The organism is Citrobacter sp. Cs237 (genome assembly GCF_030332325.1).
GTDB lineage: Bacteria > Pseudomonadota > Gammaproteobacteria > Enterobacterales > Enterobacteriaceae > Citrobacter_A > Citrobacter_A sedlakii.
In genome coordinates this window covers 91,236-105,348 of the sequence record NZ_JAOWIB010000044.1, presented here as the reverse complement: position 1 = coordinate 105,348, position 14,113 = coordinate 91,236, and the positions used below count along the sequence as shown (strand labels likewise).

Here is a 14,113-nt window from a genome sequence, read left to right as displayed (position 1 = left end):
TTAACCTCCTGTGGTCACCTCAAAACCAGCTCTCTCGGCCATGGCGCGGTAAATCGCCACGGTTTCTGCCGTCGGGGCCGGAATATCTTTCATCGCCCACGCCTGCCCGAGCAGGCGATATTTCGGTTCACCATACAAATGAAACGGTAACAGGTGAACGTGTTTTATACCAAGCGATAACAGCAGGCTCAGCGCGTGCTGCATATTCCCGGGCGTGAGGGTATAACCCGGGATCAGCGGCAGACGCGGAATGACATGAACACCTTCCGCCACCAGCAGTCGCAGATTCGCCAGCACCCGCGGCTGGTTCATGTTTACGATATCGCGGGCCTGCTCCGGCGACATGATTTTTAAATCAAAGAGCACCTCATCGCAGGCTTTCGCCAGCGGCAGAAGACGACTGGCAGGCGCATCACCCGCGGTTTCAATCGCGCAGCGCACGCCCCAGCGCCGCAGGCGGTGCAGGAAGCGGGTTGCGAAGGGAGCCTGCATCAAGACCTCGCCGCCGGAGAGGGTCACGCCGCCACCGGACGTGCGAAAGAAAATGTCGTCTTTCATGACTTCACCCTCCAGCTCATCCAGCGTGATATCACGCCCAATTCGCTCAAACGCCCCGGAAGGACACTCGTCAGCATCCCGCAGACACGGCGCGCAATGCAGGCATTTGCTTTCCCGCCGCACGGTTTCGATACGCGGCGAAATAGATTCAGGATTGGCGCACCACGGACAGGTATGTGGGCAGCCTTTAAAAAAGACTACCGTGCGTATCCCCTGTCCGTCATTCAGCGAGTAACGCTGAATATTGAAGATGCGCGCAACGTCTTCGCGACGCGGATCCAGCACCTCACAACTGATGCGCGGTGCGCCGAATGATGTCATCCTGGATCTCCTTCGACAGCTCAACAAAGAAGGCGCTGTAGCCCGCCACGCGAACCACCAGACCAGCAAAATCCTGAGGACGTTGTTGCGCTTCGCGCAGCGTTTCGGCGTTCACGACGTTAAACTGGATATGCTGCAGCTTCAATTGGGTAAATGCACGCAGGAAATCGGCCAACTTGCGCAGGCCCGCTTCGCCTTCGAGGGTCGCTGGCGTAAACTTCACGTTCAGCAACGTGCCATTAGAAAGCAGCGTGTTGTCGAGTTTACTGACTGATTTCAGCACCGCCGTCGGCCCTTGCATATCCTGCCCAAGCATGGGCGACAGCCCCCCGTCCGCCAGTTGTTCTCCGGCGAAGCGACCGTCTGGCGTCGCTCCAACTACCGCACCCAGCGGCACATGCGCGGAAACGGTATAAGAGCCAGGCGTAAACTGGCCGCCGCGCGGGTTCTGATATTTTTCGACTTCTTTGCAGTAATGACGCAACAGTTCAGCGCTAATGTTATCGACATCATCAATGTCGTTACCGTATTTTTCGAAGCGGTTGATCAGCCGGGCGCGGATTTTTTCCCCTTCCGGCGTCGCAAAATTGGCTTTCAGCACTGCGAGCAGTTCATCGAAACTCAGGCGCTGCTGCTCAAACACCAGCCCGTTCAGGGCATGCAAAGAGTCGCTCAGGTTGGCGATGCCAATTCCCTGAACGCCCGAGAAGTTATAGCGCGCACCGCCGTCGGTAATATCGCGGCCCTTCTCCAGGCAGTCGCTAATAAACGATGAAAGCAGCGGCACCGGCGCCCAGTCGCGATGACCGATATCGCAAATATTGCTGCCTTCCACCATCAGAGTGATGTAGTGGCTGATTTTAGCGCGAATATGCGCCAGCAGGCTTTCATAGCTGAGTTCGCTATTGCCTTCGTTTTCAAACAGGCTGATTTCCATAACTTTCAGCAGGTTAAACATGGCGATGTCATGCAGACCATAGGTTCGTCCCGGTATCGACAGCTCCACGCAGCCTACCACGGCATAATCTCGCGCATCTTCCAGCGACACGCCGCGATTCAGAAATGCCGGTACCACCACTTCATCATTGAAGATTTGTGGAATACCGGTGCCGAGACGAATGGTCTCCGCCGTTTTCATCAGGAATGGCGTATCGATTAACGCATTGGTGCGCACGCCGAGGTTTGGCTGCGGCAATTGAACGCTCTGGTAGGCATCAAGACACAGGAAAGAGAGGATGTTTACCGCGCTGCGTCCGTTTTCGGTTAATCCGCCAAGCAACGCAGTGTAACCCGTTGGGAAACCGGCGAAATAGCGGGCGCTGCTGGTCGAGCGCAATAACACGATGTCGTTGCACTTTACCCACAGGGACTCGAGCAACTCTTTCAGAAACGCAGGATCGTCTCCCTGCGTCAGCGATGCCTGATAAAACGGCAGCATATACTGGTCGAAACGCCCAAGCGACAGCGAACTGGCGTTAGACTCATATTGCAAAATGATGTTCATGTACCAGAACAACTGACACGCCTGCCAGAAGGTCTGTGGCTTATGCGCGGCGTTATGCCGCGAATTTGCCGCGATGGTGAGTAATTCCTGGCGACGCGTCTCGTCTGCGCAACCTTCTGCCATCTCCTCCGCCAGCGCGGCATAGCGCAGAATATGACGCTGCGACGCCTCCAGCAGCAACAGCGCGGCCTGATAAAAGTGATTATCCGGCGCCCGCTGACAGTGCGCGCGCATTTGCGCCACCAGTTCACCCAGCCCGTTATTCAGCAAGCGCGGATAATCAATGATAATGTGCCCCTGCCCTTTATCCGTCTGGTTGACGCTAAAAATCTGCGTGCTGACGGCGGCTTTGACCTCATCAGTCATCTGACCGTTGATGAAGTCCTTCATCGAACGCTTCTCCCAGTACGGGTACAGCGTTTCGCGATAAAGGCGTTTGTCCTCATCGCTGATATCAAAACGGTCCTGCGGTCGCGTCGGAAACTGATCGAGTTCCTTAAGCAACCAGTACGGATCCATTTCCGGAGACATAATGCCTGCGCGCGGTTTAACGGTACGGTTTCCGGCAATCAATTCTTCATCACGAATCGAAATGGCAACATGTTCAAGAATATACGCTGTCGCTTTAGCACGGCGCAGAATAACCGGCTCGCCTTCGGTTTGCTGGTGGCTGGCGGTGTAAAGCAGCGCACGTTCCAGCGAGATTTCCCGGTTGTTCTGGAACAGCGCGCTTTTCAGGCGTTGGATACGGTCTGTCATAAGGAACTCCCTGAAGCCTGACCACCAGGCTCTTAAATCCAAAACGGTTACGCGGTTTGCGCCAGATGCGCGTCAATCTTATTCATGATGGCGTCGGCACGTTTAACCGCATCGCTGATGTTGACGCGCACGATGGTCTTCCCGGCAAAACGCTCTTCAAACTTAATGCCGATATCTTTGGTCAGAATCACCATATCCGCGCTCGCCACGTCGTCTGGCGTCAGTTCATTTTCCAGGCCAATCGAACCCTGGGTCTCCACTTTCACTTCCCAACCCTTGGCTTTCGCCGCGCTTTCCAGCGCTTCGGCTGCCATATAGGTATGCGCAACGCCAGAAGGGCATGCGGTCACGGCAATAATTTTCGTCATGGTTTATTCCTCACTTAATTCATTTCAAAATCTAAATCGAGATCGTCTTCTTTTTCATCGGCCTGAGAGACATTCTTCCGCGCCAGGCTTTTCAGTACGTTCACGCAGAGCGCAGTAACGAGCGCGCCAACCACAACCGCAGCGATATACCCCAGTTTTCCTTCTACCACCGGCAACACGATTAACCCGCCCCAACCGGCGTAGCACTGCGCGCCGAACAGCGCGGCGGTAACCGCGCCACAGGCAGAACCGAGCATGATGGAGGGGATCACGCGCAGCGGGTCAGCGGCAGCAAACGGTATCGCCCCTTCGGTGACGCCCACACAGCCCATCACCAGCGCCGCTTTTCCGGCTTCGCGTTCTTCAGAAGAGAAGTTTTTACGCCCCAGCAGCGTCGCCAGCCCTAAGCCCAGCGGCGGTACGCAGATTGCGACGGCGGCAATCGCCACGACGGTATAGACCCCCTGCGCCACGCAGATGAGCATGAAGGCATAGGCCACTTTGTTCACCGGACCGCCCATATCAAAGGCCAGCATCAGCCCCATAATGACCGCTAACATGACGATGCTGCCTTGCTGCATCCCTTGTAACCATTGCGTCAGGCTGCTGGTCAGCGCGCCCACCGGCTCACCCAGCCCCCACATCATGATACCCGCGGTGATAAAGGTGCCGACGATAGGGATAACGAAGATCGGCATGACCGAACGCAGCACCTTATGCACCGGGATTTTTTTCAGGTAATGCACCACGATACCGCCGATAATCCCGGCAATCAGCGCACCAAAAAACCCGGCGCCAAAGCTGTTGCCCACCCAGGCGCCAATCGCGCAGGGCGCCAGCGCGGAACGTTCAGCTATGGAATAACCTATATACGCGGCGAGGAAAGGCACCATCAGGGTCAGCCCGGCGACGCCGATGTCGAACAGTTTCTTCAGATTCGGGTCAGTTGCGGCATCCGGCACCGCACCTTTGCCATACAGCATGACGGAGACCGCCAGCAAGATGCCGCCCGCGACAACAAAGGGGATCATATGCGACACCCCCGTCATCAGATGCTGACGGGTATTTTTCAGGATCTGCACCAACTCTTTCATACGTCGCTCCCGGGCCAGTGAAAGCCCATATCCATAACGTTGTTGTGGCAAACAATAGGCAATCCGCAGCGACGCAGACAGTGGATAAAAAGGCCATTTACTGGATTTTTGTAATATCAGTACAAAAATGCGATCCGCCTCATAACTTCTACTCGCCGACAGATGACAGCTAACTTGTCGAGTTGTGAGGCGACTCGCACTTTTCACCTTACATTACATTTATCCAGTTTTTGGCAGATTTGTCACATGGCAGAGCTCAACCAAGCCCTTTTATCCTGTAAGCAGAAATCCGTTATGGGAGAGAGGCAATGGCCCTGATTGTGGAATTTACCTGTGAACTGCCCAATGGCGTCCATGCGCGCCCGGCAAGCCACGTGGAAACGCTGTGCAATACCTTTACGTCTCAGATTGAATGGCACAATCTGCGCACTGGCCGAAAAGGTAACGCCAAAAGCGCGCTGTCGCTGATCGGCACCGACACGCTGGCAGGCGACCGTTGCCAGTTGCTGATTACCGGCGCAGATGAAGCCAATGCCCACCAGCGACTGAATCAGTGGCTACGCGATGAATTTCCGCATTGCGATGCGCCGCTCGCAGAGGTTAATAACCGTGAATTAGACGCGCTTCCGGCCTCGCTGACTCACCTTAACCCGCAGTTATTCCGCGCCCGCCCCGTCTGCAACGGTAGCGCGGGTGGCGTGCTGACTCCGCTCTCTTCGCTGGATCTTAACGCGCTCGGCGAACTTCCAGCAGCGAAAGACGTGGAGCAGGAACAGTCAGCGCTGGATCGCGGTCTGACGTTGTTAACGAAAAACATTGCGTTCCGTTTGCTGGACAGTGACGGTCCTACCAGCGCGATTCTGGAAGCCCACCGTTCACTGGCAAGCGACGCATCCCTGCGTCAGCATCTGCTGGCTGGCGTTTCGCGCGGCTTAAGCTGCGCGCAGGTGATTGTCGAAAGTGCGAACCATTTCTGCGACGAATTCGCCCGCTCCAGCAGCAATTATCTGCAGGAACGCGCGCTGGATGTCCGTGACGTCTGCTTCCAGCTGTTACAGCATATTTACGGCGAAACACGTTTTCCGCCGCCGGGCCAACTGACCCAGCCAGCCGTGTGTATGGCGGACGAACTGACGCCAAGCCAGTTTCTGGAGCTGGATAAAACGTACCTGAAAGGGTTGTTGTTAAAAAGCGGCGGCACCACGTCGCACACGGTCATTCTCGCCCGCTCGTTCAATATCCCGACGCTGGTGGGCGTAGAGACAGAGGCCTTAACACCGTGGCGGCATCAGAAAGTGTATATCGACGGAAACGCAGGCGCGGTAGTGGTGTCGCCGAGCGAAGCCATCGAGCGCTATTATCAACAAGAAGCCCGGGTACAGGAGACGCTGCGTGAACAGCAGCGCATCTGGCTGACGCAGGAAGCGCGCACCGCTGACGGCATCCGGATGGAAGTCGCCGCTAACATCGCCCACGCCGTTGAAGCCCAGGCGGCATTCAGTAACGGTGCGGAAGCGGTCGGTCTGTTCCGCACGGAAATGCTGTATATGGATCGCGCCAGCGCGCCGGACGAAAACGAGTTATACAATATTTTTTGCCAGGCGCTGGAGTCCGCGCGGGGACGCAGCATTATCGTGCGCACAATGGACATCGGCGGCGATAAGCCGGTGGACTACCTGAACATTCCTGCCGAAGCCAACCCGTTCCTCGGCTATCGCGCTGTACGCATCTACGAAGAATACGCCGCGCTGTTTACCACCCAACTGCGATCGATTCTGCGCGCATCCGCCCACGGCAGTCTGAAGATCATGATTCCGATGATCTCCTCCATGGAGGAGATCCTGTGGGTCAAAGAGAAACTGGCGGAAGCCAAACAGCAGTTACGCAATGAACACATTCCGTTCGATGAGAAAATCCCTCTTGGCATTATGCTGGAAGTGCCGTCGGTAATGTTCATTATCGACCAGTGCTGCGAAGAAATTGATTTCTTCAGCATCGGCAGCAACGACCTGACACAATATCTGCTGGCCGTCGATCGCGATAACGCCAAAGTCACCCGCCACTACAACAGCCTGAATCCGGCCTTTTTACGCGCACTGGACTACGCGGTGCAGGCGGTGCATCGCCAGGGAAAATGGATTGGCCTGTGTGGCGAACTGGGCGCCAAAGGCTCCGTACTGCCGCTGCTCGTGGGGTTAGGCCTGGATGAAATCAGCATGAGCGCACCGTCAATCCCCGCCGCTAAAGCGCGGATGGCGCAACTGGACAGCCGTGCCTGTCGCCAGTTGCTGAATCAGGCGATGGCCTGCCGTACGTCGCTGGAAGTGGAACATTTGCTGGCGCAGTTCCGCATGAGCCAGCAGGACGCCCCGCTGGTCACCGCCGAGTGCATCCGGCTTGACAGCGACTGGCGCAGTAAAGAGGAGGTGATCAAAGGAATGACCGACAGCTTACTGCTGGCGGGCCGTTGCCGCTATCCACGCAAACTGGAAGCCGATCTCTGGGCACGCGAAGCAGTATTCTCCACCGGTTTGGGCTTTAGCTTCGCCATTCCACACAGCAAGTCTGAACACATTGAGCAATCGACCATCAGCGTGGCGCGCCTCAACGCGCCGGTGCGTTGGGGAGACGACGATGCGCAGTTCATCATCATGCTCACACTCAACAAACACGCCGCTGGCGATCAGCATATGCGCATTTTCTCGCGCCTGGCCCGCCGGATTATGCATGAAGAATTTCGTAACGCGCTGGTGAACGCCGCGTCCGCCGACGCCATCGCCAGTCTGCTGCAACATGAACTTGAACTCTGAGAGGAAGGAAAATGGAGCTGTATTTAGATACCGCCAATGTGCGGGAAGTCGAACGTCTGGCACGCATCTTCCCGATTGCGGGCGTGACCACTAACCCGAGCATTGTGGCGGCAAGTAAAGAGTCTGTTTGGGATGTGCTGCCTCGCTTACAAAACGCCATTGGCGAAACCGGCATTCTGTTTGCCCAGACCATGAGCCGCGACGCGCAGGGCATGGTGAGCGAAGCGAAGCGACTGAACAACGCCATACCGGGCATTGTGGTGAAAATCCCGGTGACGTCCGAAGGACTGGCCGCAATCAAGCAACTGAAAACCGAAGGGATTACCACCCTCGGCACCGCCGTCTACAGCGCATCGCAGGGGCTGCTGGCCGCGCTGGCAGGCGCAAAATACGTCGCGCCCTACGTCAACCGCGTCGACGCGCAGGGCGGAGACGGCATCCGTACGGTGCAGGAACTGCAAACGCTGCTGGAACTGCACGCCCCGGACAGCAAAGTGCTGGCGGCCAGTTTCAAAACCCCCCGCCAGGCGCTGGACTGTTTGCTGGCAGGTTGCGAAGCGATCACCCTTCCTTTAGATGTAGCGCAACAAATGCTTGATACCCCTGCGGTACAGTCGGCTATTGAGAAGTTTGAGCAAGACTGGAAAAACGCTTTCGGAAACATCAACCTGTAAAGGGGATAACGTATGGATCGCATTATTCAATCACCTGGTAAATACATCCAGGGAGCAGATGTCATCACACGTCTTGGCGACTACCTCAAGCCGCTGGCAGAACGCTGGCTGGTTGTCGGCGACAAATTTGTTCTGGGTTTCGCCCAGAGCGCGCTGGAAAAAAGCATCCAGGACGCCGGACTGACGCTGGAAATCGCACCGTTTGGCGGCGAATGTTCCCAGAACGAGATTGACCGACTGCGCGACGTGGCTGAAAAAGCGCAATGTGCGGCAGTGCTCGGCATCGGCGGGGGTAAAACGCTTGATACCGCAAAAGCGCTTGCACACTTTATGAACGTGCCGGTCGCTATCGCGCCGACGATTGCCTCCACCGATGCGCCATGCAGCGCCCTTTCCGTTATCTACACCGACGCCGGAGAATTCGACCGTTATCTGATGCTGCCGCATAACCCGCACATGGTGATCGTCGACACTAAAATTGTCGCTGGCGCCCCGGCGCGTTTGTTAGCCGCAGGTATTGGCGATGCGCTGGCAACCTGGTTTGAAGCGCGCGCTTGTTCACGTAGCGGCGCGGTTACCATGGCGGGAGGGAAATGCACCCAGGCCGCGCTGGCGCTGGCTGAGCTGTGCTACAACACGCTGCTGGAAGAAGGCGAAAAAGCGATGCTGGCCGCCGAGCAGCACGTTGTGACGCCCGCTCTTGAGCGCGTAATCGAAGCGAACACCTACCTGAGCGGCGTCGGTTTTGAAAGTGGAGGTCTGGCGGCAGCCCACGCAATCCATAACGGCCTGACGGCGATTCCTGATGCGCATCACTACTATCATGGTGAAAAAGTGGCGTTTGGTACGTTGACGCAGTTGGTGCTGGAAAATGCCCCGGTAGAAGAAATTGAAACTGTCGCCGCGTTGTGTCACTCCGTCGGTCTACCAATCACACTGGCGCAACTGGATATTAAACAGGATATTCCGGCGAAAATGCGCACTGTGGCAGAAGCCGCCTGTGCGGAAGGAGAAACGATCCATAACATGCCTGGCGGTGCGACGCCGGACGAAGTGTATGCCGCCCTGCTGGTGGCCGATCAATACGGTCAGCGCTACCTGCAAGAGTGGGAATAAGTTGAGTTTGCCGGATGGCGCTAACGCCATCCGGCATCCAGGCTTACATTTACAGCAGGTCGAAACGGTCGAGATTCATCACTTTCACCCATGCCGCGACAAAGTCCTTCACGAACTTCTCGCGAGCGTCGTTGCAGGCATACACTTCAGCCAGCGCACGCAGCACGGAGTTAGAACCAAACACCAGGTCAGCGCGGGTTGCGGTGTACTTCACTTCGCCGCTCAGGCGATCGCGTCCTTCAAACAGTTCGCCAGACTCATCGGTCGCTTTCCATTCGTAGCGCATATCCAGCAGATTCACGAAGAAATCGTTGCTGAGTACGCCGACACGGTCAGTGAAGACGCCGTTCTGGCTGCCGTCGAAGTTTGTGCCGAGCACGCGCATCCCGCCGACCAGGGCCGTCATCTCCGGCGCGGTCAGGGTAAGCTGTTGTGCTTTATCAATCAGCAGTGACTCGGTAGTGGAGACATCCAGACGCGCACGGTAGTTACGGAAACCGTCAGCAATCGGCTCAAGCAGTTCAAAGGTCTCGATATCCGTCTGATCCTGACGGGCATCCACCCGGCCCGGCGTAAACGGTACGCCAATGCTCACGCCAGCATCACTCGCCGCCTTTTCAATGCCCACCACCCCGGCCAGCACGATGATATCGGCCAGAGAGGCTTTACCCGTCGACTTTTGAATCTCTTCCAGCACCGGCAATACGCGCGCCGCCGTGGCGTTAACATCCCAGTCGCGCTGCGGCGCTAAAGCCAGACGCGCACCGTTGGCGCCGCCGCGTTTGTCACCGCCGCGGAAGGTGGACGCCGACGCCCAGGCGACAGAAACCAGTTCGCTGACGGACAGGCCGGAAGATGCAATCGCCGCCTTCAGGTTAATGATGTCTTCTTCGGTTGGATGATAAACCGGCTGTGGCAGCGGATCCTGCCAGATCAGATCTTCTTTCGGTACTTCCGGACCGATATAGCGCGCTTTCGGCCCCATATCCCTGTGCGTTAATTTGAACCACGCGCGGGCGAAGGCTTCGTTAAAGGCCTGCGGATCGTTGAGGAAGCGACGGGAAATCTTTTCGAATTCCGGATCAAAACGCAGCGTCAGATCGGTCACCAGCATCGTCGGCTTACGTTTCTTCGACGGATCAAACGGATCCGGAATGATTTCCGGAGCATCCACCGCTTCAAACTGGATCGCCCCTGCCGGGCTGCGCGTTTGCACCCACTCGTATTTAAACAGGTTCTCGAAGAAGTAATTGCTCCACTGGGTTGGGGTTTGCGTCCATACAACTTCCAGACCGGAGGTAATCGCATCCGCGCCTGAACCGCTGCCAAAAGAGCTTGCCCAGCCTAAGCCCTGGGCTTCAATCGGCGCCGCTTCCGGATCCGGCCCAACGTGAGAGGCAGCTGCCGCGCCGTGGGTTTTCCCAAGCGTATGTCCGCCGCCGATCAGCGCGACGGTTTCTTCGTCATTCATCCCCATGTTGCCAAAGGTGGCGCGAATAGCCGCCGCCGCAGACAATGGTTCACCGCTGTGATCCGGACCTTCCGGGTTCACGTAGATCAGCCCCATCTCAGTGGCGCCCAGCGGCGCTTTCGCCAGCGCTTCCGGGTGGCGGTGAGTCAACCAGGCTTTCTCATCGCCCCAGTTCACATCGAGATCCGGTTCCCAGACGTCTTCACGTCCTGCGCCGAAGCCAAAGGTGCGGAAGCCCGAGTTTTCCAGCGCCACGTTGCCCGCCAGAATAAACAGGTCCGCCCAGGAAATTTTTTGCCCGTATTTTTGTTTGATTGGCCACAGCAGACGACGTGCTTTGTCGAGGCTGACGTTGTCAGGCCAGGAGTTCAGCGGGGCGAAGCGCTGTTGACCGCGACCTGCGCCGCCTCGTCCGTCAATCGAACGGTAAGTGCCCGCGCCATGCCAGGCCATACGAATAAACAGACCGGCATAGCTGCCCCAGTCGGCAGGCCACCACGGTTGCGATTCGGTCAGCAACGCTTTGAGATCGCCTTTAAGGGCGGAGTAATCTAATTTGCTGAATTCTTTGCGGTAGTCAAAGTCCTCACCCAGCGGGTTGGAACGATTGGAATGTTGATTCAGAAGGTCCACGCGAAGTTGGTTAGGCCACCAGTCGCGGCTGGTGGTTCCTGCGCCAGCGCTCTGGTCGTGACCGCCCTTATGGAACGGGCATTTTCCGGTGGATAAGGTGTTATGGGTATCGTCAGACGTGCTCATATCTCAGCTCCCTTTTCAATGTTACCGTTACGATATACACCACAGGAGCTTAGATATAGTCGATATAATCCACAGATTCGATAGTCGATACCTTTTATATTTTACGTTAACAAGATGTGGATCAAAACGAGGCGTAAAAAAGCCCTCCAGGGAGGGCCGGGGTATTTACAGGGCAGGTCTGACGCCCAGTGTGTGGCAGATTGCGTAACTCATCTCCGCGCGGTTAAGTGTATAGAAATGAAAATCTTTTACCCCTTCACGGCTGAGAATCTTAACCATATCCATAGCAATATTGGCGCCGACCAGTTTCCGTGTTTCCGCATCGTCATCAAGACCGTTAAACATTTGTGACATCCATGCCGGAATACGCACATTGGTCATATCCGCGAACTTCTTCGCCTGTTTAAAGTTAGAGACCGGCAGGATGCCAGGGATAATTTCCACATCAATGCCTGCCGAAACGCAGCGATCGCGAAAACGCAGGTAGCTTTCGACGTCAAAGAAGAACTGGGTAATCGCGCGGTTGGCGCCAGCATCCACTTTACGCTTCAGGTTCAACAGATCTGCCTGAGCGCTTTTCGCTTCCGGATGCACTTCCGGATAGGCCGCCACGGAGATATCAAAATCCGCCACTTCTTTCAGCAGGCTGACCAGGTCAGTTGCGTACATATCCGGCTTGCCGCTGCCCGGAGGCAGGTCGCCGCGCAGGGCAACGATATGGCGAATGCCGTTATTCCAGTAGTCACGGGCGATGGTACGCAGTTCATCGCGTGTCGCGTCGATGCAGGTCAGATGCGGCGCGGCTTCCAGCCCGGTACGATCTTTAATGCCTTTAATGATGCTGTGCGTACGGTCGCGTTCACCGGAATTGGCTCCGTACGTTACCGACACAAACTTCGGCTTCAGGCTGCTCAGGCGATCGATAGAATTCCATAGGGTTTGCTCCATTTCACTGGTGCGCGGCGGGAAAAACTCGAACGAAACGTTAATCTGACCCTGGACTTCCGCCAGGCTCTGATTCAGGGCTTCCCGCTGGTTGGCGTGAAAAAAGCTCATACCTTACCTCATCAATCGCGTGTCATTATATGTTGTGTTGTGAACATCTATCCGTTTAGACGTCCAGATGTAAAAATGACGGAAAAGTGCGATGCCGTCAACCTAAAAATCAGCGTAAAAGGTGAGGAAAACTCAGGGAAGATGAAAATAATTCATGACGCCAGGGATACCCCGGTATCAGAACCGGACTGACGCTAGCCACTGCCACCGCGCAACGTCCTCTGGCAGCGTCGCCAGGCCAGCCTGAAGCGTCAGTTCACCGTTGCATAGCGGGCGGAAAACTACGCCCCGGCGCTGAATAGCGGCGAACGACGCGGGAAGTAAGCTGAGACCGTCGCCGTGGGCGATGCGGGCGAGCAGCACATCGTGCTCCAGCGGTTCTTCTATACAGGCGGGGAAATAGCCAGCGCGATGAAAAATTTTCCGCGTGTAGTCAAAGAACGCCGGATTGCGCTCACGCTTAAACCAGAATAACGGTCGGTGATTCAGCTCCTTCAGGGAAAGTGAGGCAGTTTCCGCTTCCGGCCAGCTGGCGGGCAGTGCAGCTATCAGCGGCTCCTGCCAGTCTACTGGCGTAACAGCGAGCCCGGCGGTCTCCAGCGGTAGCGCCACCAGCGCGGCATCCAGCTTGCCCCGACGCACCAGGCGCGCAAGTTCTGGCGATCCGTGGCGTACGATATGCAGTCGCTGCACGCGCGTGCGCAACTGCGTTTCCAGCGGTGCAAACACGCCTTGTTCGAATGCGGTGCTTAATCCCAGTCGTAGCGCGCGATCACCGCGTTGTGCGACCCGTTGCAGCATCGCGTAGGTTTTTTCCTGCATCTCCAGCAGAGGACCGACGATTTCAAGCACCCGCCGCCCTTCTTCTGTCAACGTTAACCCTTTGGTATGACGAACAAAAAGCGCTACCCCCAGCCGTTCTTCAAGCTGGCGAATATGGCGACTCAGTGGGGGCTGCGACATAAACAATCGCTGCGCCGCACGGCTCATGTTGTTCTCTTCTGCTACCACGGCAAAGTAGCGCAGCAGACGGATATCCAGAGCATGTATCAGCGGTGGTGTCATACCAAAAAGGTATCACGAAAACGGTATTATCGATATTTTTTCGGACATCCTATCCTCACGCCACATACTGTGCACCAGGAGAAAAAGACCATGTATTCCGAGCGTTTTATAAAGGGCCAGCAGATGCTGCAACAGGTAGACGGTAAAGGCGGCGATGCGGTTATCGACAGTTTGCGGGATATCGCGCCGGACTTCGCCCGCTATCTGATTGAATTTCCGTTTGGCGATATTTATTCCCGCTCAGAGCTGGATTTACGCAGTCGGGAAATCGCCACGGTCGCGGCATTAACCGCCATGGGCAACGCCGCGCCGCAGCTAAAAGTGCATATCGAAGCCGCCTTACATGTCGGACTCACGCAGGCGGAAATCATTGAAGTCATGATGCAGATGGCGGTCTACGCCGGATTTCCGGCTGCGCTAAACGGGCTGTTCGCCGCAAAAGAGGTTTTTGCCCGACAATAAAATAGCGTCGACCACAGGCAAATTACATGAATCGCCAGCCGGTATCGCGCCCGATGACAACGCTGATGCAGCCGGATAAGGCGAAACCGCCCTCCG

The 14,113-nt window shown here is 56.4% G+C and carries 11 protein-coding genes; 4 read left to right on the top strand and 7 right to left on the bottom strand.

What is annotated here, in order from left to right:
- The 4 genes from OGY07_RS01745 to OGY07_RS01730 are packed head-to-tail and all read right to left on the bottom strand — an operon-like array spanning window position 1 to window position 4,604.
- Window positions 1–879, bottom strand: a complete 879-nt coding sequence (locus OGY07_RS01745) for a [formate-C-acetyltransferase]-activating enzyme (RefSeq protein ID WP_060571013.1) — start codon at window positions 877–879, stop codon at window positions 1–3.
- Complete coding sequence (locus OGY07_RS01740; RefSeq protein WP_286598314.1) at window positions 845–3,142, bottom strand: formate C-acetyltransferase; 2,298 nt, start codon at window positions 3,140–3,142, stop codon at window positions 845–847. The genes OGY07_RS01745 and OGY07_RS01740 overlap by 35 nt, the downstream gene beginning before the upstream one ends.
- A 47-nt stretch (window positions 3,143–3,189) precedes the next feature.
- Complete coding sequence (locus tag OGY07_RS01735; protein WP_012907781.1) at window positions 3,190–3,510, bottom strand: PTS fructose-like transporter subunit IIB; 321 nt, start codon at window positions 3,508–3,510, stop codon at window positions 3,190–3,192.
- 14 nt (window positions 3,511–3,524) lie between these two features.
- Complete coding sequence (locus OGY07_RS01730) at window positions 3,525–4,604, bottom strand: PTS fructose transporter subunit EIIC (RefSeq protein WP_211934989.1); 1,080 nt, start codon at window positions 4,602–4,604, stop codon at window positions 3,525–3,527.
- A 308-nt stretch (window positions 4,605–4,912) separates the two neighbouring features.
- On the opposite strand from OGY07_RS01730, the gene ptsP reads away from it, so the two are divergent.
- Genes ptsP through gldA form a run of 3 tightly spaced genes read left to right on the top strand, consistent with a single transcriptional unit; the run spans window position 4,913 to window position 9,204 of the window.
- A complete protein-coding gene (gene ptsP, locus OGY07_RS01725) occupies window positions 4,913–7,414 on the top strand; it encodes a phosphoenolpyruvate--protein phosphotransferase (RefSeq protein WP_286598306.1) in 2,502 nt (833 codons plus the stop codon).
- An 11-nt stretch (window positions 7,415–7,425) separates the two neighbouring features.
- Window positions 7,426–8,088: a fructose-6-phosphate aldolase gene (gene fsa / locus OGY07_RS01720; protein WP_042292623.1), complete on the top strand. Its 663-nt coding sequence runs from the start codon at window positions 7,426–7,428 to the stop codon at window positions 8,086–8,088.
- Between the two features lie 12 nt (window positions 8,089–8,100).
- Window positions 8,101–9,204 carry a bifunctional L-1,2-propanediol dehydrogenase/glycerol dehydrogenase gene (gene gldA / locus OGY07_RS01715; protein WP_042292621.1) on the top strand — a complete coding sequence of 368 codons (1,104 nt, stop codon included), beginning with the start codon at window positions 8,101–8,103 and terminating at the stop codon, window positions 9,202–9,204.
- Window positions 9,205–9,253: 49 nt separating this feature from the next.
- Here the strand turns inward: gldA and katG are convergent, their stop codons facing one another.
- The 3 genes from katG to OGY07_RS01700 form a co-directional block, all read right to left on the bottom strand.
- Window positions 9,254–11,434 (bottom strand): catalase/peroxidase HPI, encoded by a 2,181-nt coding sequence (gene katG / locus OGY07_RS01710; RefSeq protein ID WP_042292618.1) that lies wholly within the window; start codon window positions 11,432–11,434, stop codon window positions 9,254–9,256.
- Window positions 11,435–11,599: 165 nt separating this feature from the next.
- Window positions 11,600–12,490, bottom strand: coding sequence for a methylenetetrahydrofolate reductase (metF, locus tag OGY07_RS01705; RefSeq protein WP_042292615.1), 891 nt, complete (start codon window positions 12,488–12,490; stop codon window positions 11,600–11,602).
- Window positions 12,491–12,667: 177 nt separating this feature from the next.
- A complete protein-coding gene (locus OGY07_RS01700; RefSeq protein ID WP_286598302.1) occupies window positions 12,668–13,555 on the bottom strand; it encodes a LysR family transcriptional regulator in 888 nt (295 codons plus the stop codon).
- A gap of 90 nt (window positions 13,556–13,645) precedes the next feature.
- Here OGY07_RS01700 and OGY07_RS01695 point away from each other — a divergent pair, with 90 nt between their 5' ends.
- Window positions 13,646–14,017, top strand: coding sequence for a carboxymuconolactone decarboxylase family protein (locus tag OGY07_RS01695; RefSeq protein WP_060571007.1), 372 nt, complete (start codon window positions 13,646–13,648; stop codon window positions 14,015–14,017).
- The last annotated feature ends 96 nt before the right edge of the window (window positions 14,018–14,113 follow it).

What these genes read in the sequence shown, in the direction of transcription:
- metF (WP_042292615.1), bottom strand. Translation starts at nt 12,490, where the DNA reads ATGAGCTTTTTTCACGCCAACCAGCGGGAAGCCCTGAATCAGAGCCTG.
- OGY07_RS01735 (WP_012907781.1), bottom strand. Translation starts at nt 3,510, where the DNA reads ATGACGAAAATTATTGCCGTGACCGCATGCCCTTCTGGCGTTGCGCAT.
- fsa (WP_042292623.1), top strand. Translation starts at nt 7,426, where the DNA reads ATGGAGCTGTATTTAGATACCGCCAATGTGCGGGAAGTCGAACGTCTG.
- OGY07_RS01745 (WP_060571013.1), bottom strand. Translation starts at nt 879, where the DNA reads ATGACATCATTCGGCGCACCGCGCATCAGTTGTGAGGTGCTGGATCCG.
- OGY07_RS01740 (WP_286598314.1), bottom strand. Translation starts at nt 3,142, where the DNA reads ATGACAGACCGTATCCAACGCCTGAAAAGCGCGCTGTTCCAGAACAAC.
- OGY07_RS01730 (WP_211934989.1), bottom strand. Translation starts at nt 4,604, where the DNA reads ATGAAAGAGTTGGTGCAGATCCTGAAAAATACCCGTCAGCATCTGATG.
- OGY07_RS01700 (WP_286598302.1), bottom strand. Translation starts at nt 13,555, where the DNA reads ATGACACCACCGCTGATACATGCTCTGGATATCCGTCTGCTGCGCTAC.
- katG (WP_042292618.1), bottom strand. Translation starts at nt 11,434, where the DNA reads ATGAGCACGTCTGACGATACCCATAACACCTTATCCACCGGAAAATGC.
- OGY07_RS01695 (WP_060571007.1), top strand. Translation starts at nt 13,646, where the DNA reads ATGTATTCCGAGCGTTTTATAAAGGGCCAGCAGATGCTGCAACAGGTA.
- ptsP (WP_286598306.1), top strand. Translation starts at nt 4,913, where the DNA reads ATGGCCCTGATTGTGGAATTTACCTGTGAACTGCCCAATGGCGTCCAT.
- gldA (WP_042292621.1), top strand. Translation starts at nt 8,101, where the DNA reads ATGGATCGCATTATTCAATCACCTGGTAAATACATCCAGGGAGCAGAT.